Annotated in this window: 17 protein-coding genes; 8 read left to right on the top strand and 9 right to left on the bottom strand. The window is 58.4% G+C overall.

Annotated features, from left to right (window positions below):
* Genes PHF39_RS03845 through PHF39_RS03835 form a run of 3 tightly spaced genes read left to right on the top strand, consistent with a single transcriptional unit; the run spans position 1 to position 3,854 of the window.
* Positions 1-1,749 carry a V-type ATP synthase subunit A gene (locus PHF39_RS03845; RefSeq protein WP_300220361.1) on the top strand — a complete coding sequence of 583 codons (1,749 nt, stop codon included), beginning with the start codon at positions 1-3 and terminating at the stop codon, positions 1,747-1,749.
* Positions 1,746-3,173 (top strand): V-type ATP synthase subunit B, encoded by a 1,428-nt coding sequence (locus PHF39_RS03840; RefSeq protein ID WP_300220359.1) that lies wholly within the window; start codon positions 1,746-1,748, stop codon positions 3,171-3,173. The genes PHF39_RS03845 and PHF39_RS03840 overlap by 4 nt, the downstream gene beginning before the upstream one ends.
* Positions 3,174-3,179: 6 nt before the next feature.
* Complete coding sequence (locus PHF39_RS03835; RefSeq protein ID WP_300220357.1) at positions 3,180-3,854, top strand: V-type ATP synthase subunit D; 675 nt, start codon at positions 3,180-3,182, stop codon at positions 3,852-3,854.
* Positions 3,855-4,166: 312 nt separating this feature from the next.
* Here the strand turns inward: PHF39_RS03835 and PHF39_RS03830 are convergent, their stop codons facing one another.
* Genes PHF39_RS03830 through PHF39_RS03820 form a run of 3 tightly spaced genes read right to left on the bottom strand, consistent with a single transcriptional unit; the run spans position 4,167 to position 6,709 of the window.
* Positions 4,167-6,104 (bottom strand): V-type ATP synthase subunit I, encoded by a 1,938-nt coding sequence (locus PHF39_RS03830; RefSeq protein WP_300220355.1) that lies wholly within the window; start codon positions 6,102-6,104, stop codon positions 4,167-4,169.
* A 24-nt stretch (positions 6,105-6,128) separates the two neighbouring features.
* Positions 6,129-6,470: a V-type ATPase subunit subunit G family protein gene (locus PHF39_RS03825; RefSeq protein ID WP_300220353.1), complete on the bottom strand. Its 342-nt coding sequence runs from the start codon at positions 6,468-6,470 to the stop codon at positions 6,129-6,131.
* Positions 6,467-6,709 carry a hypothetical protein gene (locus tag PHF39_RS03820; RefSeq protein ID WP_300220351.1) on the bottom strand — a complete coding sequence of 81 codons (243 nt, stop codon included), beginning with the start codon at positions 6,707-6,709 and terminating at the stop codon, positions 6,467-6,469. The genes PHF39_RS03825 and PHF39_RS03820 overlap by 4 nt, the downstream gene beginning before the upstream one ends.
* A gap of 137 nt (positions 6,710-6,846) precedes the next feature.
* Between PHF39_RS03820 and PHF39_RS03815 the strand changes: the two genes are divergently transcribed.
* Complete coding sequence (locus PHF39_RS03815; protein WP_300220349.1) at positions 6,847-7,965, top strand: DUF1646 family protein; 1,119 nt, start codon at positions 6,847-6,849, stop codon at positions 7,963-7,965.
* 123 nt (positions 7,966-8,088) lie between these two features.
* The gene (locus PHF39_RS03810) at positions 8,089-8,622 is read left to right on the top strand and encodes a HEAT repeat domain-containing protein (RefSeq protein WP_300220347.1); all 534 of its coding nucleotides are present in this window, start codon (positions 8,089-8,091) and stop codon (positions 8,620-8,622) included.
* Positions 8,623-8,673: 51 nt separating this feature from the next.
* Here PHF39_RS03810 and PHF39_RS03805 read toward each other — a convergent pair whose 3' ends face one another.
* The 4 genes from PHF39_RS03805 to PHF39_RS03790 all read right to left on the bottom strand — a co-directional run bounded on the left by PHF39_RS03805 (position 8,674) and on the right by PHF39_RS03790 (position 15,327).
* Positions 8,674-10,998, bottom strand: coding sequence for a hydrophobe/amphiphile efflux-3 (HAE3) family transporter (locus PHF39_RS03805; RefSeq protein WP_300220345.1), 2,325 nt, complete (start codon positions 10,996-10,998; stop codon positions 8,674-8,676).
* 77 nt (positions 10,999-11,075) lie between these two features.
* Positions 11,076-12,410, bottom strand: a complete 1,335-nt coding sequence (locus tag PHF39_RS03800) for an S-layer protein (protein ID WP_300220343.1) — start codon at positions 12,408-12,410, stop codon at positions 11,076-11,078.
* An 11-nt stretch (positions 12,411-12,421) separates the two neighbouring features.
* Entirely contained in the window at positions 12,422-13,801 is a 1,380-nt protein-coding gene (locus PHF39_RS03795) for an NEW3 domain-containing protein (RefSeq protein WP_300220341.1), read from the bottom strand.
* A 137-nt stretch (positions 13,802-13,938) separates the two neighbouring features.
* Positions 13,939-15,327 carry a PAS domain S-box protein gene (locus tag PHF39_RS03790; RefSeq protein ID WP_300220339.1) on the bottom strand — a complete coding sequence of 463 codons (1,389 nt, stop codon included), beginning with the start codon at positions 15,325-15,327 and terminating at the stop codon, positions 13,939-13,941.
* A 202-nt stretch (positions 15,328-15,529) separates the two neighbouring features.
* Here PHF39_RS03790 and PHF39_RS03785 point away from each other — a divergent pair, with 202 nt between their 5' ends.
* The gene (locus tag PHF39_RS03785; RefSeq protein ID WP_300220337.1) at positions 15,530-16,207 is read left to right on the top strand and encodes a hypothetical protein; all 678 of its coding nucleotides are present in this window, start codon (positions 15,530-15,532) and stop codon (positions 16,205-16,207) included.
* A gap of 75 nt (positions 16,208-16,282) precedes the next feature.
* Here the strand turns inward: PHF39_RS03785 and PHF39_RS03780 are convergent, their stop codons facing one another.
* Complete coding sequence (locus PHF39_RS03780; protein WP_300220335.1) at positions 16,283-16,465, bottom strand: hypothetical protein; 183 nt, start codon at positions 16,463-16,465, stop codon at positions 16,283-16,285.
* A gap of 28 nt (positions 16,466-16,493) precedes the next feature.
* Here PHF39_RS03780 and PHF39_RS03775 point away from each other — a divergent pair, with 28 nt between their 5' ends.
* Both PHF39_RS03775 and PHF39_RS03770 read left to right on the top strand, forming a co-directional pair.
* Positions 16,494-17,222 (top strand): PEGA domain-containing protein, encoded by a 729-nt coding sequence (locus PHF39_RS03775; protein ID WP_300220333.1) that lies wholly within the window; start codon positions 16,494-16,496, stop codon positions 17,220-17,222.
* A gap of 160 nt (positions 17,223-17,382) precedes the next feature.
* Entirely contained in the window at positions 17,383-21,300 is a 3,918-nt protein-coding gene (locus PHF39_RS03770; RefSeq protein ID WP_300220331.1) for a DNA-directed DNA polymerase II large subunit, read from the top strand.
* A gap of 297 nt (positions 21,301-21,597) precedes the next feature.
* Here PHF39_RS03770 and PHF39_RS03765 read toward each other — a convergent pair whose 3' ends face one another.
* Complete coding sequence (locus PHF39_RS03765) at positions 21,598-22,782, bottom strand: CPBP family intramembrane glutamic endopeptidase (RefSeq protein WP_300220329.1); 1,185 nt, start codon at positions 22,780-22,782, stop codon at positions 21,598-21,600.
* Between the last annotated feature and the right edge of the window lie 20 nt (positions 22,783-22,802).

Here is a 22,802-nt window from a genome sequence, read left to right as displayed (position 1 = left end):
ATGAAATCGGGGACAATTTCACGGATCTCGGGCCCGGTGATCGTGGCAAAGGGCATGAAGGGGTCCAAGATGTACGACGTGGTGAAGGTCGGGGCCGAGGCCCTCCGCGGCGAGATCATCCGGCTCGAAGGGGACGAAGCAGTCATCCAGGTATACGAGGACACGACCGGCCTCACGCTGGGCGAGGCCGTAGAGAACACAGAAACCCCGCTCTCGGTGGAGCTGGGCCCGGGCCTTCTCTCCTCCATCTACGACGGCGTCCAGCGCCCGCTGCCGGTCTTGAAAGAGATGAGCGGCGACTTCATCGGCCGCGGCATCACGGCACCGGGCCTTGACCGGAAGAAGAAGTGGGAGTTCTCCCCCTCCGTGAAAAAAGGCGACAAGCTCGGGCCCGGGGACATAATCGGCACGGTAAAAGAGTTCCAGTTCGAGCACCACATCCTCGTTCCCCCGAAAGTCGCAGGCACCGTCACGGAGATCCGGTCCGGATCGTTCACGGTCGAAGAAATTGTCTGCGTCCTCGACAATGCAACAAAGCTCAGCATGATGCACACCTGGCCGGTCCGGATCCCCCGGCCCCACACAAAGAAGCTCGACCCCCTCCTGCCCCTCATCACCGGGCAGAGGGTCTTCGATTGCATGTTCCCCGTCACAAAGGGCGGGACAGCCATGATCCCGGGCGGTTTTGGCACGGGCAAGACAGTCTCGGAACAGACGCTTGCGAAATGGTCGGACACACAGGTCGTTGTCTACATTGGCTGCGGTGAGCGGGGCAACGAGATGACAGATGTGCTCGAGGAGTTCCCCGAACTCGTTGACCCCCGTACCAAGCTCCCGCTCATCGAGAGGACGATCCTGATCGCCAACACCTCCAACATGCCGGTGGCCGCCCGCGAGGCCTCGATCTACACGGGCATCACCATTGCGGAATACTTCCGGGACATGGGGTATGACGTGGCGCTGCTGGCCGATTCGACCTCGCGCTGGGGCGAGGCGCTCCGCGAGGTCTCGGGCCGGCTCGAAGAGATGCCGGGCGAGGAGGGCTATCCTGCTTACCTCGCCACCCGGCTCTCGGCTTTCTACGAGCGGGCGGGCCGGGTCATCTGCCTCGGGAGCAGGGAAGGGACAGAGCGGACCGGTTCGGTCACGGTCGTTGGAGCAGTCTCACCGCCCGGCGGAGACTTCTCGGAGCCGATCACGCAGAACACGCTCCGTGTTGTCGGCACGTTCTGGGCACTTGACACGAATCTTGCCTACCGCCGGCACTTCCCGTCGGTGAACTGGATCAAGAGCTACAGCCTCTACCTTGACTGCATCGCGGAATGGTACGACAAGAGCATTGCCCATGACTGGCGGGAGATCCGGGAGAAGGCAATGTACCTGCTCCAGAAAGAGGTCGAGTTGCAGGAGATCGTCCAGCTCGTTGGCCCGGATGCCCTGCCCGACAGCGAGAAGGCGATTCTTGAAGTAACGCGGATGATCCGCGAAGACTTTCTCCAGCAGAGCGCGTACAGCGACACCGACTCGTTCTGTCCCGTGGAGAAACAGTACATGATGCTGAAGGTGATCATGACCTATTACGAGCAGGTGAACCTGGCAATGAACCGGGGCGTGAGCCTGCGGCAGGTGCAGGCGCTCCCGCTCCGGGCAACCATCGGGAGGATGAAGGAGGCGGCCGATGCGGAAGCGGTCCGGAAGATGATCGATGAAGTGACTGCTGCGGTAACGCGGCTGGAGGTGGAGCGATGAAGGACTCTTCTCTCCTTACCAAGGAATACCGGACCATCGAGTACGTCTCGGGTCCGCTCATCTTCGTCTCCGGTGTCCTTGGTGCATCGTACGGGGAGATCGTGAAGATCACCTTAAAGGACGGCGAAGTCCGGACCGGCCAGGTCCTCGATATCTCCGAGGAGCATGCGGTTGTCCAGGTCTACGAGGGCACGCGAGGCATCGATCTCGTCGGGACAACGGCCCGGTTCATTGGCGAGCCGGCACGGATCACGGTCTCAAAGGACATGCTGGGCCGGATCTTCACGGGCGTGGGAACGCCCCGCGACGGCGGTCCGGAGATCATACCGGAGGCGGTGCTCGACATTGCCGGTGAGCCAATCAACCCGTCGGCCCGCGACAAGCCCGCGGATTTCATCCAGACCGGGATGTCGGCGATCGACGGCCTCAACACCCTTGTCCGCGGACAGAAGCTGCCGATCTTCTCCGGCTCCGGCCTTCCCGCGAGCAAGCTAGCCGCCCAGATCGCCCGGCAGGCAAAGGTCCGGGGCGAGGGCGAGGAGTTCGCGGTGGTCTTCGTTGCCATGGGGATCACGCACAAAGAAGCCTCGTTCTTCATGCAGGACTTCGAGCGGACCGGGGCGCTCGACCGCGTTGTCTTCTTCATGAACCTTGCCGACGACCCCACAGTCGAGCGGCTCGCGGCGCCGCGGTGCGGCCTCACGGTTGCAGAGCATCTTGCATTTGCCCACGACCTTCACGTGCTCGTGATCTTGACGGATATGATCAACTACTGCGAGGCGCTCCGCGAGATCTCGACGGCAAGGGAGGAAGTTCCAGGCCGGCGCGGGTACCCGGGATACATGTACACCGATCTTGCCTCCATCTACGAGCGGGCCGGGCGGCTGAAAGGGAAGAAGGGCTCGATCACGCAGATCCCGATCCTGACCATGCCGGACGACGACATCACCCACCCGGTGCCCGACCTCACGGGATACATCACGGAGGGGCAGATCGTGCTCTCGCGTGACATCTTCCGGCGCGGGGGAGACCCACCGGTCGATGCCCTGCCCTGCCTCTCGCGGCTCATGAACCTCGGGATCGGCCCTGGCAAGACCCGCGAGGATCACCGTGGCGTTGCCGACCAGCTCTATGCCTCCTACGCGTACGGCCGCGACCTGCGCCGGCTTGTGGCGATCGTGGGCGAGGAAGCGCTCACGGACCTGGACCGGAAATACCTGAAGTTCGCGGATGCCTTCGAGCGGCAGTTCATTACGCAGGGTGACGAGGACCGGGCCATCGAGACCACGTTCGGGATTGCATGGGATCTCTTCTCAACCCTGCCGGTGGATGAACTGAAACGGATCAAGCGCGAGCACATCGCGAAATACCACCCGGCCGCACAGGAAACGGCTGCGCAGCAGGAGAAGAGCGAAGGGAGCTGAGCGGGGATGGAGCAGGTCAAGCCCACGCGGATGGAGCTGATGAAGAAGAAGGCGCAGATCAAGCTTGCCGAGCAGGGCCGCGACCTGTTGCGGGAGAAGATGGACGCGCTCATCCAGGAGTTCTTCAAGATCCTCTCCAGCGTATCGGACTCCCGCGACGAGCTTGACCAGATCTCCCGGGCTGCCGATCTTGCGCTGATGATCGCGGCCGCAACCGATGACCCGGTGACCCTGCGATCCGCATCGTTTGCCACCCGGCGTTCCATCACGGTCGGCATCAGCGGCAAGAACATCATGGGCGTCCCTGTCCCGGTCATCGAGAAGAAACGCGTATCCAAGAGTATGCTGGAGCGGGGCTACGGGATCATCGCGACCAGTGCACGGATCGATGAGACGGCCGAGCGGTACGAAGTGGAGCTCGACCTTCTCATCAAGCTGGCCGAGACCGAGACCGCGATGCGCCGGCTCGGGGCGGAGATCCAGATGAACCGCCGGCGCGTCAACGCGCTCGAACAGATCCTGATCCCGGAGCTGAGGAGCCAGGCCAAGTATATCAAGAACGCAATTGAGGAGCGGGAGCGGGAGGATTTGTTCCGGCTCAAGAAGGTGAAGAGCCTCTTAGAGAAGAAGAAAAAGAAGGTGAGGGAGAAGAAACAACAGGAGGCAGTATCACCGGGATAATCCAACAATGAGCGGATCATCCCTTCCCGGCCATACCAGGAATGTTCAGGTCGTGCCCTCAACCAAACCTATCCATCCACCGTCGTAGGATGCCCCTCCGGGAAAGGGGGTGTAGGACTAAGTACCCCAAAAAGCAGGACTAATTCAGGAAAAAGCAGGACTAAGTCCCTCATTTTTCCCATTTTTCCGTCGTAAAAAATGAGACGCAAATAGCGCTAATACAGACGCGAAAGGCGGGTCCGGACGGGCTGCAGGTAGTCCGGCAGGGAAAAGCAGGAGTTCCGGATCGAGTCCCGGAACCGGGATTTCCACTCACTCCCCCTTCTTCTCCCCCTCCCCCGCCGGCCGGGAAAACGGCTGGTACGGCACCCCCCCTCCTTCGTAGAACTTGCTGAAGAATTCCACGAGATGGAGACGCATCGAGTGGATGGACGGCGAGAACATCGCAAGCACGACGTTGAGGGCATGCAGCAGGAGGGCAACGATGATGCCGATGATCGCGATCTCGAACGCCCCGCCAAGCCGGTTGGCAACCATCGCAAGGATCACCGATGCCATACCGATCGCCATGAGACGGGCGTATGAGAGGATGTTTCCCACCGTGCTCATCACCTCGATGGTGCCGAATATCCCCGCCCCCAGCAGGATGAGCGGCAGGGCAACGATGACAAGGGCGATGCCCGGGTACATCGCAACCTCCGGCAGGAAACCCGCGAGGGTAGTGACCAGGACGATCAGCGCCACGATCATCAGAAACATGCCGCACTTCTCGTACAGGTGCTTTTTCTTCTTCGTGATGACCGCGTTCCGGATGCCGATGACAAGGCCGAGGAGGACATGGATGACGCCAAGCAGGATCGCGAGCACGAGCATCGGGATCATCGCGTCCACCCGGTTCCAGGTGATGTCAAGGAAGTGGACCGGGTGGAACCAGCCCATGTGCTCACCAAAATCCCCGAAGAACTCGCCGAAGAGGTAACCAAAGAAGATCGCCGGGATGGATGAGATGATCAGGATGTCGGCAAGGCTCCGGGCAAATGCCATGGCCTGGAACTTGTGCCGGATCACGAACGCGAAGGCGAGGATGACAAGCCCGTACCCGATATCCGCGACCATGATCCCAAAGAAGAGCGGGAAGAAGATCGCAAGGATGGGGGAGGGGTCGAGCTCGCGGTACCGCGGCGGCGTGACAAGCTGCATGATGAATTCGAAGGGCTTTACCCAGAAGGGATTGTCATAAAAGACCGGGGCACTCTCCATGTCCTTCTCGCTTGTCGGAAGATCGCAGAGGACGACCCGGCCGCTGAACCGGGTTTTCAGCTCCGCTTGAGTCTTCTTCAGGTGTTTTTTGGGGATCCAGCCCATGATCACAAACGTATACTCGGACTGTCCGAAGTTCCGGTACGCCCCGAGTTCGCAGTGGATGTTCTCAAGATACGTTCTCAGGACAACAAGCTCCTGGTACCATCTTGCCGAGAAGGCACGGAGTTTCTGGTCGATCCGGGCAATTTCGTCCAGGACCCGGAGCCGGCTGTCCTCAAGAAGGGCATACATCTCGTAGAATGGCCGGCCGGCATATTCCCTGGGCAGGCGGACCTCGTTCACGTTCACGGAGTAGATGAAGGAATGGATCTCTTCGGAAAATCTCTTGGGAAAGACCATGATGGCCGCAAGGGTCTCTGCATCGACCGTTGTTGAGGTCATCTCGAAGCGGTCACCGGTGATCGCGAGGAGTTCCTTCTTGATCAGGTCAAGGATTTCCTTATGCTCCTGCTGGATAAGGAGGATCGTTACTTCGAAGCCTTCGAGCACCGGGAGTTCCTTCTCGACCGGCTGGATGATGTCGAGGACTTTCTCGTACCGGTTCAGGTTCGTGACCGAGAGCACAAGTTCGCTCTTCTTTGCCGAAAGCTCCCGTGTTGTCGTCTCAAGGGTGCTGATGATCCCGTGGCTCCGGGCAAGGATCTCTTTGTGGGTCATTGACGAAAGGGAAGCTCTCAGCGCTTCCTGGGCGGTCTCGTCATCTGCAGCAACCGGGAGGGTCGAGAGGATCGCGCTGATGGTAGCAAGGACCGAGGATATTTCTGTCGTTTCCCCCTGCCGCACGCTGTCAAGGCGGATCTCCTCTTTTGGAACAAGTTCGGTGACTTTCTCAAGGTGGACCGTTCCTGCCTGGTACAGGAAATCCACTACCTGTCCCAGGTCCTCCCGGGGACCGACCACCTGGATCCGTTTCATCGCCTGGAGCATACGGTCCAACCGTCCTTTTGCCCCTCAGTGTTCCCCGGTCACGTACCTGACAATCGCATCGGCAGCAGCGGGGACGTTTTTCTCCGCCCGGGCGATTGCCGCGGCGGTATCCAGCTCTGCTGCCCTCTTCAGCTCCGTGATCTCCGTCTCGGTCCTCCCCCGCTCCGTCCAGTAGACCTTTTCCGCGGAAGTCTTTGCCATGCTCTCAGCCGTGCAGACAAGATCATCGGCCTCGCTCTGTGCGGCAGCGATCATCGCATCGGCTTTTTCTCTCGCCCCCTCGATCCGGGAACCAAGTTCCTGTTCCTTGTCCCGGATCTGCTGCAGGAGCGTCCGTTCGGTATCCGTATCCTCTCCCCCCCTCATAGTCCGTGCTTCCGTTTCAGGACCGAGGTCACCCCGCACGAGGGTTTTTCTGCAGGACGCTTCTCGCTCTCGTCCTGCTCCCCGGCCCGTAAAAGTCCCTTCGCCTTCAGTGCTGCATCCTCGATCCGCTTGCGGCAGCGCCCGACTGCCGCGTCCTGCAGTGCACCGATTGTTTTCATGAGGTCCTGTGCCACACCAGCACCTCCTTCGAAGCTGATCAATTGCCTATACCGTGCCATGGGGATATAAACCTTGTTGCACCACCCCTGCAGATCCCCGCGTTTCTGTAACGAAGGGGAATCCATTAACCTTCCGGGCCCGGATGTATAATCAGCAGTAGCGGACTGTTCCTGCCGTCCGGTTCTGGAGAGAGAATATGGACATGCTGGCAAACCTCGGGCTCCTCGTTATCTTCGCGCTGGTGCTCATCCTCCCGTTTCGCGTGAGTTGTGTTGAGCGGAACCTCGAACTCTTCCTCTTTGCCTGTGGTGTCGCTGCCCTGACGCTTTCCGGGTTCATCGCCATTCCCGGGGAGCATACCGGCTGGAGCATCGCGATTGTTGAGGAAGCGCTCTTCTCCTCGCTGAATATCGTAAACATCGGGGGAATACCCATCGGCATCGTCCAGATCGTCCTCATCGTCGGCCTCCTGATCTACCTCTTCCACCGCAGGATGCAGGAAGCGATTGTCGGAATGGTCGACTGTGTCCCGCTGAAATGGATTGTCTTTCTCCTTATCGTTGTGCTCGGCCTGGTCTCAAGCATCATCTCTGCGATCCTTGCGGCAATCATCCTTGTCGAGATTGTCAACGCCCTGCCACTTGTGCGGAAGGCCAAGGTTGAGGTGACCGTTGTCTCCTGCTTCTCCATCGGCCTTGGCGCCGGCCTTACCCCGCTTGGAGAACCGCTGTCCACGATTGTTGTCTCCAAGCTCTCGGGGCCCCCGTATTATGCCGGGTTCCTGTTTCTCTTCGACCGGCTGGCAATCTTCATCATCCCGGCCGTCATTGCACTGGGGATTGTCGGGGTTGTTCTCTTCTCCCGGAGCCATAACGCGGGTGAGAAACTCGAGTGTATCGTCAGGCGCGAATCGCTCTTTGAGATCTTCCTCCGGGCCGGCAAGGTCTGGCTCTTTATCATGGCGCTGGTCTTCCTGGGAGAGGGATTCAAGCCGCTGATCCTCCAGTATATCATCAACATCCCGTCTGCCGGCCTGTACTGGATCAATATCGTCTCCGCTGTCCTTGACAACGCTACCCTTGCCGCAGCAGAGATCAGCCCAGCGCTCTCCTCCCAGCAGATCACGAGCGCCCTGATGGGCCTGCTGATCGCGGGGGGAATGCTCATTCCCGGCAATATCCCCAACATCATATCGGCCTGCAAGCTGGGGATCACCAGCAGCGAATGGGCGAGGGTTGGCGTCCCTCTCGGCCTTGTGCTGATGGCAGTCTTCTTTGTCATTCTCTTTGTCCCTGCCTGGCTGGGCGTTGTGTGATCCGATCGGATGAAAAAGGCATCCTGCGGAAATCTTCCTGCGGGATTCTTTCATCCTTTTGGCACGCGGCCTGCCGGAAAGCGTAACAACCAATAGCACGGACTGCGCAGATCAATGATACCTATGAGCGATGTGGGCAGGGCCGAGGCGGTGGCGGAGAAAGTTGAACGGGAGATCGCGAGGCTGTCCGATCCTTCCCTGGATGTCCGTCATGCTGCTGTTACGGCCCTGCAAGAGATCGGGGAGCCTGCGGTTGTCCCGCTGCTCAAAGAACTCGGCGAGGCAGGAGACAATGACCGGCGCTGGTACGCAGCGGTTGCCCTTTCCCGGATCGGCGCTCCAGCTATCGCGCCGCTCATTGAAGCCATGAAGGCCAACCCGGCGCAGGCATTCCGGCGCTATGCTGCGGCGACACTGGGGGGGATGGGGGAGCCTGCCGTTATCCCGCTCATCGATGCCATGGCCTCCGATGAGGCGGAGCTCCGCGGATTCCTCTCGCAGGCACTCTGCCGGATTGGCGGGCCGGCCATCGAACCCCTGCGGCAGCGGCTGCATGATGCTGACGAGATCGTCCGGTCCTGCGCCACGCTCACGCTCTGGAAACTGGGCGAGGCTGGTGTGCCAGCCATTGTTGAAGACGCCAGAAAAGAAGACTAAAAGAAGACGAAATGGATAGTGCCCCGGAACACCCGGGGCATGGCCATGGATCTATTCTGCCGGGGTTTCGTTGGCATCTGACGGCGGCACACCCTGTCTCTTTTTCCCTGAGTCCAGCCGTTCGGACAGCTGCCCCATGAGCGAGAGCACCGCGGGCATGATGAAGATTGCGCCCGTAAGGGAGAACCCGACTGCGATCAGGGTCGAGATGCCGAAGTTGCTGATGATGGGGAAGGTGGCAAGGCAGAGTGCCGAGAACCCGAAGAAGGTTGCAAGGCCCGAGACCGTAATGGCGCTGCCGATCTTCTGGACGCTCTCCTGGATTGCGGCAATCGGGTTGTGCAGCCGCTCCTCCTCTTCGGCATAGCGCTCCATCACCAGGATGGTGTACTCGGCGGCGACACCGATGGTCATGGACCCGAGCGTTGCCGTCAGCGGAGTGTAGGTAAGGCCGATGAGGTACATCATCACTGCGTTCCAGCCGACAACGAAGATGATCGGGATGATCGGGGAGACCGCGTGGAGGTGGCGGTATACCAGGATCAGGAACGCAAAGACGAAGATGAAACCGAGCAGGGTCATCCGGTCCTTAGACTCCGACATTGATCCGAGCAGGCTGGTGTAGAGTTCGAAACTCCCGGCCGGTTCGACTGTGATCCCGACGGGTGGTTCGAGGAACTTGATCTCCTTTTCCATCTGCTCTTTGAGATCGTTCATCTGGATCATTTCCATGTCGGTGGTGCTGAACCGGATGATCCCGTTCATGGGGCTGCTGAGGTATGCCTCTTTCGTGCTCTCCGGGATCTTCGCAAGGACGGTGTCGAGTTCTGCCTGGGTTTTGGGCATCGCGCCGCCATTGTACTGGAGGATATAGGTGACAATGCTGGTCGCGCCTGTCAGCACGTTGTGATGGGCCAGTTCATAGTCCTGGAACTCCTTGATCCATCTCACCGTATCGAGATCAGTCACCCGCGATCCCTGGACCATTAAGTCTGCGGTGCTGGTTGCCCCGATGATGCGGGTGACCTTGTCGATGTTGATCTTGGCCGGCATGTCCGAGGGGACAAACGAGTTCTCATCGGAACTGACCGGAATGGTCGGGTCGATCTGGAAGCCGATGAGTGCTATGAGGCCTGCAAGGAGCAGGACCGGGACCGGGTTCTTTGCAATCTTCACTGAGGTACTGGTCAGGAAATCCGCGTACGAGAAGCCGTTCTTCTTTTTGTTCTGCTCCTTTCCGATGACCGTGTCACAGGCTTCAGTCCCGACCGCGTAGCACTGCCCGGTCTGCGGCTTGGGCTTGTAGTTTAAGAGAAGCCCGAGCGTGGGCATGCCGATGCAGGAGAACCAGTAACAGGTGTTGATACCGATGATGGCAACCAGCCCGAACGAGCGGATCATTGGGACGGTTGAGATGAACATGGCCAAGAACCCCATGGAGGTGGCCAGCATCGCGTACAACACGGCAGGGCCGGTACGGGTTACGGTCATGAAGACCGCCTTGTCAAGCGATCCCTTCCTCGCCTCTTCATCGAACCGGGCATGGAACTGGATGGCGTAATCGATCCCAAGACCGATCAGGACCGGGAATGCCCCGATCACGGCCATGTTCAGGTTGATTCCGGCAAGTCCCATGAGCCCCAGCGATGTGATAAGGCCGAGTCCTACGAGAAGCACCGGCATGAAGCGGTGGCGGACGTAGGCAAAGAGGATGCCCATGGTGATGACCATGAGGATCATCGCCCCGCCAATGAGGATACCCATGTTGCTCGATAAGCCCTCACCCATCTGCTGGGAAAATGCCGGGGAGCCGGACATCTCCACGGTCACACCGGGCGGAATGGGGGATGTGTCGATGACGGACTCGATATTGTTCAGTACCGACTTCTGCACATTCTCGGACAGGCCGGGCGTGAGCTTGATCTGGATGAGTGTTAAGACATTGGAGGGATAAAGCGTGGAGCGCAGGTCTTCGGGAAGGGCGTTGATTAAAAGCAGGGTTTCCTCCTTGGAGGAGGGGAGCATGCCACCATTGTACGCCTTCAGGTAATCGGTGATGCTATTGACACTCTCAATATTCTGCTGCTGTTTTATGTCCTTTTCCAGGTCATCGATATACGTCAAAATATCCGGGCTGAGTGGATCGCCCGCCTCGATGATGAGGATGATCGAATCCGATTTGTACTCCTGATTGTATTTTGCCTGGAGGGCGCCTTCGGGAGTGCCCTTGTCCACGTAGGTATCCCACCCGGTCTGCATGGTGAGCAGGGTCATGCCATAAAGACCCATACAGAAGACTGCAACAAGCAGGCAGGCCACGAGTTTTGGCCTCCTGATAATTGCATGTGCGATGCTCTCAAATATTTCTTTGATCATACCCGGCCCTCACTAGTGTTGCAGGAGTGTGTCTGTTGGGGGTGGAGCAGCTGCTCCTGTGTAAACGTCATGTGCCCTCACTGCGGTTTTGTCTTCCGCAGGTATGCCATATACCCGATGCCGGCTGCAAGAACCACAAGGATGAGCCCCGCAACCAGGATTGTGGTCGGAATTCCAGCGATGGTACCGGCCTTTGCCGGGAGCACCTGGACGGTCACTGGCACGGTGTCGGATTCCAGGCTGTTGCCAAGAGCATCACGGAACCGGAGTTTGCTGTCAAAGTTGTATGTTCCCGGCTGCATCTCCCTGCTGACGGCAATATCGTAGAGGGCAGTCGCGGTTTCCCCGGGGGGGATGTCGCCAAGGTACGCGACCGTACCTTCAGCTGTGACCCCCCCGTGCGGGGTTATCCGTGACTGGGTCTCATGCACCGTGGTGTTGCCGTTGTTCCGGTAGGTGATCGCTATGGCATCATGTGAACCGGCTGAAACAGAAGGAACGGGGGATGTTACGGAGAAACTGATCTTGGAGCTGACCGGGATTCCCACGGACTCGCTCCGGGAGGTGACGATCTCGCCCTCCCGGTTGGTATAGGTGACCGAGACATCGACCGGGTAAATCTGGTCAGCAGCGTCCTTGGAAGCAGAAATCTTGAACCGGGAGGAGATGATACCACCACTCGGGAAGTCCCCGACAAACGCGGTGCTGTCGGTCGGGATGATTGCACTCGACCCGCTCTGCGTGAGCTTCACGCTCGCTTTTGTGCCGCTCTCGGGGCCGTCGTTCCTGATCTTCAGGACAACATACCCGGAGGTGCCGGCACTGAGCGTGTCAGGGATAGCTTCGACCACAGTGATCTTCACCTCAGGTTTGATTCTGATAGTGACAGGGATGGTCGTACTGGTCTTCGTGTAGGAGTACTCGTAGACATCAGCGACCTCCTGCTTCCTGATATCGGGGGCCTGGTAACTTATGGTCACCGGCAGCTGGTACTCGCCGATGGTTGCGTTCGTGGAGATCTTGGCGGAAAAGCTGACCGTACTGCCTGCCCCTCCCGCGGGAATGTCACCGACAAACTGCGGGTCGCTCTTGATGATGATGGCATCGGTCCCGGAGGAGAGCCCGACCGTTGAAAATTTCGCTGTTGTCGGGAGGTCCTCGTAGTCGATCGTGCCCTGGTTGAGCTGTTTTAAGGTACTGACACCGGTGTTCCTGATGAGGATGGTGATGGTGGCATCCTCTCCCGGGAAGAACTCATTAGTGCCTGTCACGCTGGCAGAGAGATCCGGGCTGCCTGAAACGTACTTTGTTGCTGCGGAGGCCGGGACAATGACCGCGGCTGTGCAGACAAGGAGGGCGATTGCGACAAGGGCAGCATTGCCACAAGTCCTGGAAAAACGGGAATAGGCCATGTTCTTCCCCGTTACTGGAGTTTCTTCCTGCGGTAGTAATAGAACCCGGCAGCTGCGATGACGATGAGGACCAGCAGGGCCAGGAGTACCGGGTTGCCGGTGAGGGATGATACGAGGCTCTTTGCGGGCACCACTTCAACATTGAGTTTGATGGGGTCCGAGACAACCTGGTTGTCAAGGGCATCGCGGTAGCGGACCTCAGCATCGATACCGTACGACTTCACGGTTGCAGCACCATCTGCGGTAACAAGGAACGAGGCCTCTTTCGTCTCTCCGGGAGCAAGGTCTCCTAAGAATGCCGAGTCATCGTTGCTGCTGAAGGGATCGACCATGCTGATCCGGCCGACTGCCTGGTGGGCGGTTGCCCCGCCGGTGTTCTTGAATTGTGCCGTGATCACTTTCTTCTGGCCTGCTGCAATGGTCTGCGGTTCGGAGATGATGGCAAACTTGATCTTTCCGCCTACCGGGATTCCGATGGCCTCGATGTCGGAAGTGACCGTATCCCCGTCAGTGTTCTCGTATTTCACGTACACATCGAGGGGGTAGGTCTGCTCCTCAGCACCGGAGTCAACCGATGTCCGGAAGATGGCACTTGCCGTCCCCCCGGCAGGGAAATCTCCGATATATGCGCTACCCTCGGTAGGGATGACCGGGCTGCCATCGTTTTGGGCAATACAGAGAATGGCTTTCTTCCCATCCTCGTGGCCGATGTTCTTCACAGAAAGGGTCACGTAGCCCTCGGTCCCTGCGTTGAGGCCGCTTACCTGTACGGACTCTACATCGAGTCGCACGTCCGACTTGATCTTCACGGGGATGGTGAGGGTCTCGTTCATGGATTTGTACCGGTATTCGATCGTGTCGAAACCATACTGGTCGGCATTATAGAGATAGGTATACTGCAGGGATACCGGTAGCTGGTACGTTCCGGCCGCTGCATCGGTGGGAACTTTTACAGTGAATGTCGCTGTTGCAGTGCTGCTTGCTGGAAGGTCGCCGGTCAGCTGCGGGTCAGACTTCACGATGAGAGGAGAGTCTCCTGCACCAAGGCTGACAGTCAGGAATTTTGCTGTATTCGGGAGGTCGTCGCGGTTCACGATATTCGACCGGACGAACTTGAACTGGTTTGTCCCGGTATTCTGGATCACGATCCCGAGCTGGACCTCTTTTCCGGGCATGAGCTCGTTGTTCCCGGAGATGGCCGCAGAGAGTATCGGGCTGCCTGCAAGGTATTGTGTGCCATCCTCTGCACTCACCGGGGCGATGGCAAAAAATGTCACGGCAATGCCGGCCAGGAGCAGGAGGGACACGAAGTTGTGGCTCCCGATGTCCTGGTACAACGGTTTTCCGGTCGTCCTTGTGGAACCGGCTGTCAGGGAATTTTTTGTTGTCATAAGAATTTCTCGCTGTTTTCCAGATGTCTCACTAAAGTTGAATTCCATCGCATTAAAACATTTCCCCTATGGGTTATACATATGAATAGTTAACTCCGGAACTCCAGCCGGACAAACAAGATGGGCACATGACGGTCTCAGCGGAGGAGGTCCTGGAGCGCATCGATACGCTGGCGCAGGGCATTCTCCCGTTCGGCAAAATCGGTGATGTCTGCAATCGTGATGTAGGTGCTGGTCACGGAACCTCTCCGGGCAGCGGTGACCTTACCGTGGATAAACCGCGGGATCCCGTCTTTCCTCCGGATCCAGATCCTGAACTCGCCGGGGACCCCGGAATCCGGCTGGACGCTTTTCACAATCTCTTCTATCTTTGTCTTCTCGGAAAGCGGGATGAGGCCAGCATCGGCCATTCCCCCGGATACATCTTCCACGACGATTGTCCCGTGGAGTCCCATGGTCATCATCTCCTTGTCTGAATAGCCGGAGATCTTGTTGATGCGGTGATTTGTGTACACCACCTTGTCGTTCTCGACAATGATGAGGCCGTCCTGGATATTCTCTGCCATCATCCGGAACCGCTGCTCGCTCTCGCAGACTTTTGCCTCCTGGTTTTTCAGTTCCGTTATGTCGGTGAAGATGACAAAATTGTAGAGGATGGTCCCGTGCCGGACAGCGTTGATGCGGACATAGACAAACCGCTTCTCGCCATCTTTCCTTATGACCCACATCTTGAGATCGCTTGGAGTTTCAGGATGCGATTCAATATCCCGGATTCGCCAGGTCACTTCGTCACGGCACTCCTGCGGGATTATGGAGAGCGTGTTCATCGCCCAGAGCTCCTTGAAGGAATATCCTGTTATCTCGGCAATGCGATGATTCGCGTACATGGTCTTCCCGTTCTCAAGGATGATGAGCCCGTCCCGGATATTTTCCGCCATCATCCGGAACCGCTCTTCGCTTTCCCGGATCTCCCGCTCGGCAAGGATACGTTCCGTTACATCCTCGAGGATCAGGGTGATCCCTTTTCCCCCGTCATCAAACACCGTGGGAATGCATTTCTGGTGGAAAATCCGCTCCCCTTTGCCTTTCACGAGGAAGGTGACCGTTGTCTCCGCCTCTTTTCTCTCCTTTGAGACGCTCTCCAGCAGCTCGTGGACATCCACTTCGGGGGACTGGAGGAACGAGATGTTCTTTCCGACGGCTTCTTCCCGGGAGAGGTGGAGCAGGGCAAGGAAATTGGTATTGATATCGATGATCCGGAACTCGTTGTCCAGCACCATGATGAGTTCTTTTGAGTAGCTCAGCATAGCGGAGAGCGGGACGCGCTGGGAGAGCGTGTACACCTTTGCCATCCCGTAGGTCCTCATATCGACCTGCCCTGAGATGAGCAGGATATCCAGGTAACGCCCAATGGTATTCTTGTTCTTTTTGAGCGCCCTGGAGATATCGGTGACACTCATGCCATTCGGGTTCTTCTTCAAAAGCTGCCGTATTGCGCCTAGTTCCTGCTGGTAATCCTGCATCATGGTTGTAAACATGCCTGAAGGTGTTGTAGGTACTCTATTGCCCTCCAAAATTTATAAGTGTTATGAATCACCAGAATGTATAATCAATTACTGGATAATTTAAATATAAACAACGTTAAAACTACTGTGTAGTGTCGCAGCATATGCTGCTGCAACCCTATATCAGAAGGATTTAAAAAGATCTGAATAAGGAGTAATCTGTATGGTGTCTGTTGACATTATTTCCCGTGGATTGGAAAATGTAGTGGCAGTTCTTCCTGCCATCATTGGTGCAGTGATTGTTCTTCTTCTTGGCTGGATTGTCGGACGTGTGCTGGGCAAGGCGGTCCGGATCATCATCGACAAGGCCATGGCCGCAGTCTCCTCCGCCCCCTTGATCGGCGAATCGGATGTAGGAAAGACCGTAGCAACATCGCATGTGTCGCTGGGCTACCTGGGCGACATCACCATGCGCTGTGTCGTGTACCTTATCGCGATCCTTGCGGCAGTCGACATCCTCAACCTTGACTACATCAGCAAGTTCATGGCACAGGTCATCGAGTATATCCCGCATGTAGTTGCATTCGTGATCATCCTTGTCATAGGAATCATCCTTGTCGATTTCTTCATCGACTTCTTCAGGAAATACTCGCAGACCTCGAAGATCGAAATGGTCACACCCGTCCTCGTCCTGCTCCGGCTCTTCCTGTACTTCGTTGTAGTTATGCTGGCCCTCTCGCAGCTAATGCTCGATCTCACGATCATCTACACGATCATTACACCCATCTTCTGGGGTATCGGGATCGGCCTTGGTGCTTCGATTGCCATTGTGGTCTGGTTCGGCATGAAGAACCGCAGCGAACAGTTCATGGAAAAGGTACTGGAATCTATCTCCAAGTGAGGAATCCACAACTCAGGTATTCCCACGAAAGGGTTGGGGTTTTACTCCCCTCTCTTTATTCCCCTCCCTTTTTTCCTATGCCCCCCACAGGACGTATCCCCGTACCGGTCCCTGCCGGATGACATCTGGTGCTTTTATTCTCATCTGGTAACATTCATCATGGCAGACCACGCAATACTTTTCAGAAACCATGATCCCCGGAAGGGTGTTCTCCCGTGACAGGAGGCCGGCGTATCTCTCACGGGCAGGGGTCCGCACCCGGATATGAACTCATGGAGATCCAATCATGAAAAAGAACTATACGTATCTCATTCTCCTTCTTGTCGCAGCATGCCTGGTTCTGCCCGTGATGGCTGACGATGGAAACGTCACGAATACCACGGTTCCCACGACCAGTGAAACAACCATTGTCACCACTGAGACCACCGTTCCTCCCACAACTACCGTGCAAACGACGGCGACCACCGAAGTACCGACAACCACCACCGCGGCCCCGACAACGACAGCTACGACCATCCCGGCAACAACCGTGACAACGGTCGTTCCCACCGCCACCCCGACAACCGGGGGCGTGTTCGTGGCCTCATCGCCGCCCGGCGCCGCGATCCTCATTGACGGGGTATATCATGGCACCACCCCGGGAACGGTAACCAGCCTTGCCCCGGGAAACCACCTGATCCGCCTCTCCCTGAGCGGGTATATCGATTATGAAGGAACCATCTATGTCATCGCCGGCCAGGAGACCACCGAGTACGGGACACTTCATCCCATGAGCACCGGCTCCCCGCAGATTATTGTCGCCACGCCATCGGCGCCTCCCGCCACTGCTGCCCCGGTAATAACGGCCACGCCGGTTGCCACAGAACCCGCATCTGAGAGCCCGCTGGAGAACCCGACGGTGATTGCAGCCCTGATTGGTATCGTCACCGCATCGATCGGCGCCGGTGCTTCCATTTTCACGCACAAGGCGAAGACAGAAGCGGTTAAAAAGGAAGACGAGCCAAAGAAAGAATAACCGTGCTTGCGTTTCGCAGCGCATGATATCACCCTCCCTTTTTCCTGTTTTGACTCCCTCTTTTCCCTGCCGGCCATTGTAAGAAATCCCTGTGGTCCAGGGTTCCACAGCCCCCTCCTTAATCAGCACTCATAAATCCCCTCACGGCCCATCCGTAGATATGCTCAAGCTCTCGCCCGTGATGGAGGCCTACGAGAAGTCCCTGCTGGACGGGCTCCATCAGCAGATTGCGATAGCAAAAGAGGCACGGTTACGGGGCCTCGACCCCAGCACCGATGTCGAGATCCCGATTGCAAGTGATCTCGCTGACCGGGTGGAGGTCCTGACCGGGGTCAAAGGCGTTGCGGCCCGGATCCGCGAGCTCGAGGCAACAATGTCCCGCGAGGAAGCGGCCCTCCGTATCGGTGACGATTTCGTTGCCCGGAGGTTTGGGGAGAAGGACATCATGGAGGTGCTCGACCACTCCATCCGCGTTGCCATGGCGCTCCTGACAGAAGGCGTCGTATCCGCCCCCACGGAAGGGATAGCCAAGGTCTCGCTCGGGAAGAATGACGACGGGACCCAGTACCTGATGATCTTCTATGCCGGCCCGATCCGGAGTGCCGGTGGTACGGCGCAGGCCATGTCGGTGCTGGTCGGCGACTACGTGCGCCAGAAACTGGGGATCAACCGGTATATTGCCCGGCAGGAGGAGGTGGAGCGCTACGTGGAGGAGATCCGGCAGTACAACTCGATCATGAACCTCCAGTACCTCCCGAGCGAAGCCGAGATCCGGCTCATCATCGAGAACTGCCCGGTCTGCATTGACGGTGAAGCAACCGAGCAGGAAGAGGTCTCGGGCCACCGGAACCTGGAGCGGGTGGAGACGAACGTTGTGCGGGGGGGCATGGCGCTCGTCATCGGTGAAGGGATTGCCGGGAAGGCCCGGAAGCTCAAAGGCCGGGTCGAGAAGATGAAGATGGAGGGCTGGGACTGGCTCGACAAGCTGATCGCCGGTGCGGCCAAGAGCGGGGATGGCGGCAAGAGCACGGGGATCAAGCCGCTCGACAAGTACCTCCGGGATCTCATCGGCGGCCGGCCGGTATTCTCCTACCCGATGCGCAAAGGGGGATTCCGGCTCCGGTACGGGAGGTCACGGAACACCGGGTTTGCCGCTGCCGGGATGCACCCGGCCACGCTCTATATCCTCGGCGAGTTCCTTGCCACGGGCACCCAGATGAAGACCGAGCGACCCGGCAAGGCCTGCGGGGTGGTGCCGGTGGATACACTTGAGGGTCCGACGGTTCGGCTCCGGGAGGGCAGCGTGCTCCGGATCGACGATGAAGCAACCGCAAAACGGCTTGGCCCGGGGATCGAGAAGATCCTCGATGTCGGTGAGATCCTCATCTCGTTCGGGGAATTTTTGGAGAACAACCATCCGCTGGTTCCCGCAGGGTATTGCGAGGAATGGTGGCTGCTTGACGCGGGGGATGGGGTGAAGCCCCCAAAGGATGAGGCAGAAGCCCTGGAGTATGCACAGAATGGGGGGTATCTCCACCCGGCGTGGACATGGTTCTGGGACGACATCACCACAGACCAGATCCGGGCAGTGGCTGAGTATGTATCCGCAAAAGGATCGATTCACGAGGACGGCCTCCATCTTCCCACCGATCCTGCCATCAAGGCTGCTCTCGAAGAGATCCTCCTCTCCCATGATCTCCGCGAGGATACTATCGTCATCCGCACGTACCGTACGTTCCTTGCCGGCCTCGGATTGGATGGCAGCCTGAAGAAGCGCGATACCTGGCAGACTCTCCCCGAAGGAGCAGCCCCTCTCGATATGGTGATGCACCTCTCCGGCCTGAAGATGCGGTCCCGCTCCGGTACCCGGATCGGTGGCCGCATGGGCCGGCCGGGGAAATCGAAACCCCGGAAGATGAACCCGCCGCCCCATGTCCTCTTCCCGCTCGGGGACTCAGGCGGGGCCCGGCGCTCGTTCCAGTCCGCCTCCACGCACACTGCAGAGGTCGACGCAGACAACGTTGACCTCGACTTCCAGAAGGAAGGCGGGATCATCGAGATCGAAGTAGGGCGGCGCCGGTGCAGCCAGTGCGGCGAGATAACCTACATGAACCGGTGCGACAAGTGCGGGGGGCACACGATCGCCCTCTTCACCTGCTCAAAGTGCGGCCACGAGCTCACGCAGGACCGGTGCCCGAGCTGCGATGCCCCCGCCATGTGCAGCCAGCGGATCAGCCTGAACGTGAAGGCAGAGTACGCAAAGGCGATGGAGCGGATGGGCCTTAGGACCGACAGCATCGCACTCGTCAAGGGGGTCAAGGGAGTCATCTCAAGGGAGAAGACAGTGGAGGCAATGGAGAAGGGGATTCTCCGGGCGCAGCAGAACGTCTTTGTCTTCAAGGATGGCACGACACGGTTCGATATGATCGACCTGCCCCTCACCCACATCCGCCCGGACGAGGTCCGCGTCCCTGTGGAGAAGATGCGTTCGCTCGGGTACACGAAAGACACGCACGGCTACGATCTCCAGAATGGATCGCAGGTGGTCGAGCTTCACCCGCAGGATATCCTTGTCTCCGACTCCTGCGCCGAATGGCTGGTCAGCGTGACAAAGTTCATGGATGAACTGCTCGTCAAATGCTATGGCCTTGAACCGTTCTACAAGGTCAGCAAACCCGATGACCTCATCGGGCATCTCGTCATCGGTCTTGCCCCGCACACGAGCGCCGGCGTCCTTGCAAGGATCGTCGGGTTCACAAGGGCCAACGTGGGATATGCCCACCCGTTCTTCCATGCCGCAAAACGCCGGAACTGCTTCTGGGGCGAGACGGAGATCGAGGTCAACGACGGCAGCAGGTGGGAGAAGCTCCCGATCCGGAAGTTCGTGCTGGAGAACTTCGACCTCACCCGGCCCGGCCTTGACCGGCTCGGCACGTATTATTCGGACCCGGCCCGGCCGTTCTGGACCCGTGCCGTGGACACCTCCGGCCAGATACACCTCCGGAAGGTGACCTCGGTCTCGGTCCACCGTTCACCGGCGGCGCTGATCCGGTTCACCACCTCCCGCGGAAAGGAGCTGGTCGTCACCCCCGACCACGCGATGCTTGTCTGGGACACCGGCTATCTTCGCAAGCTCAGGGCAATGGAGCTCAAGCCCGGTGATTCGGTGCCGGTTTTTGAAGGCAGTTGCGTCATCTCCGATACCATCAAGCTCGCGGAACAGGTCCCGGCTCCTGAAGAGCGGGTCTACTGCCTGACGGTTGCCGACGACCACACGCTGGTGGCAAATGGCATCTTCACCGGCCAGTGCGATGGCGATGAGGACTGCATCATGCTCCTTCTCGACGGCCTGATCAACTTCTCCCGCTCGTTCCTGCCGCAGAACCGCGGGGGTTCCATGGACGCTCCCCTGGTGCTGACCAGCCGTATCGACCCGGCTGAGATCGACAAGGAGGCGCTCAATGTCGATGTCTGCGAGCGGTACCCGATCGAGGTCTACACGAGTGCCCTCACGTACGCGGAGCCAAAAACCATCGTCAAGCTCATCGACCGCGTCGAGAACCGGCTCGGCACGCCGGCCCAGCTCGAAGGGTTCCAGTTCACCCACGACACCTCGGATATTTCGGCCGGCCCCATCGAATCCATGTATACCCAGATGAAGACGATGACCGACAAGCTCGGCGCTGAACTCGAACTCGCGGAGAAGATCCGGGCCGTGGATGCCGACGATGTGGCGGAGCGGGTCTTAAACACGCATTTCATCCGCGACCTGATGGGAAACCTCTCTGCCTTCTCCAAGCAGAAGTTCCGGTGCACGAAATGTAACACGAGCTACCGCCGCATGCCGCTTGCCGGCAAGTGCACGAAGTTCAAGGGCAAGGGCATCTGCAATGGCAATATCATCCCCACCGTTCACGAGGGCTCTGTGAAGAAGTACCTTGAGATGTCCCGCGAAATCTGCCGGAAATACCATATTTCAGAGTACACCAAGCAGCGGGTGGAAGTGATCGACCTCGCGATCGAGTCTACGTTCGGTGAGGAGAAACAGCAGCAGCTTGGGTTGGCGGACTTCATGTAGACTGCCGTTCCCGCAAGGGAAGGGCAGGCTGGAGAAGAACCCGAAGGATTCTTCGACTAGCGGAGGGTCATCGGACCCGACGTTCAAGAGGATCCTGCAGGGCTCATCGAGTTGTCGAGGGTCGAAGACCCGAAGTTGGAGAATCGAACAAGTCATCAGACTTGTGAGATGAGAAGAACGTAGTTCTTCGAGGAACCTGAAGGATTCTTCGACCAAGTTGAGGATTGAACAGCCAATGGTTCTCCTCCTCCTCGACCATCTTACGAAGGTCTCGTATTCATCAAATACGAAGCCCCCTCAACCTTCCGGATCCAATCCCCTCTCATAAATCGTCGTGATCCCCGCCATAATGAGGGAGAAGAGCACGAGATCGTAGATCCCGTGCGCAATGGCGCTCGTTGAGGTGTTGGTGTACTGCCGGAGCACACCGAAGCAGAGCCCGATAAGGAAGACTTCGATCACACCGTCCCACGCGTACTGGTACGCATGCAGGGATGCAAAGACAAGGGCTGCAAGGAGGATACCGAACCGGGGCTGGATCACGCCGCGGACCGAGAGTTCTTCCCCGAATCCTGCGGCAACCGATGCCACGAGTGCCGCAAGTGGCGTGAAGGAAGCGATGAACAGGTTGTTCACCAATACCTCGTCTGTCACCGTGATACCACAGGCAACGAAGAGCTGCACCAGGAGATCATCGATAACGGTAAAGGCTCCAACGAGCAGGATGCCAGCTGCTACCCCGAGGGCAACCTGCCGGGCGGAAGGCCGGACCAGGCCAAGACGTGAGAGCGTTGCCGGAAGGTCTTTTCTGACCCAGAGCCCGACAAAGAAGAACGAGGCAATGGTTGTCCAGATGAGGGTGAAGATGTCGAGCTTGACGCTGGAACCGGGCTCCTCGCTCCCGATACCAAGGGCTTCCTGCAGCCCGGCATCCAGGAACGGAGCATTGCCGTTGACAGCCAGCGGGACCAATGGAAGAACGATGAGCGCGATAACACAGACAAGACCGATGGTGTGGGCAAACGAATCCGGGTTGAACGGCAGGACGCGGGACAGGTGCCCCCGGAACCGGTGGGAGAAGCCGAGGAGACTGGCAAAGACCGCCCCGAGCGAGACGAGGAGTACAATGCCCATCGATTCCGGAGGCTGCGTCTCAAGATACGCGTCGAGGGCGGCTTCGTCACCGGTGAGACTGATCACCGGTGCAAGAGTGATCATAAGGGTCATGGCCCAGATACAGAAGAGGATACCAAGGAGCCAGAGGACCGCGGTATACCGGGCCCAGCGGGACGTCTCCCCTGTATAGGCGAGGAAGGCGAGGATGACAAAGGGTGCTACCATCCCGCCGGCAAGCACGAACTCCCCAAGGTCCCCGCCGAGGACCTCAGAACCTGAAAGCGCCAGCACGATGAGGAAGAACACGATTACCGGGACTGCGATGAGGAGATCGCGGTAACGGCCCTGCCACAAGCGCTCAATCATGCTCATCTAATGAGAATATT

Origin of the sequence: Methanoregula sp., from assembly GCF_028712425.1 — an archaeon.
GTDB lineage: Archaea > Halobacteriota > Methanomicrobia > Methanomicrobiales > Methanospirillaceae > Methanoregula.
The sequence above is the reverse complement of the archived record's forward strand: the minus strand, read 5'-3'. Positions and strand labels throughout refer to the sequence as shown.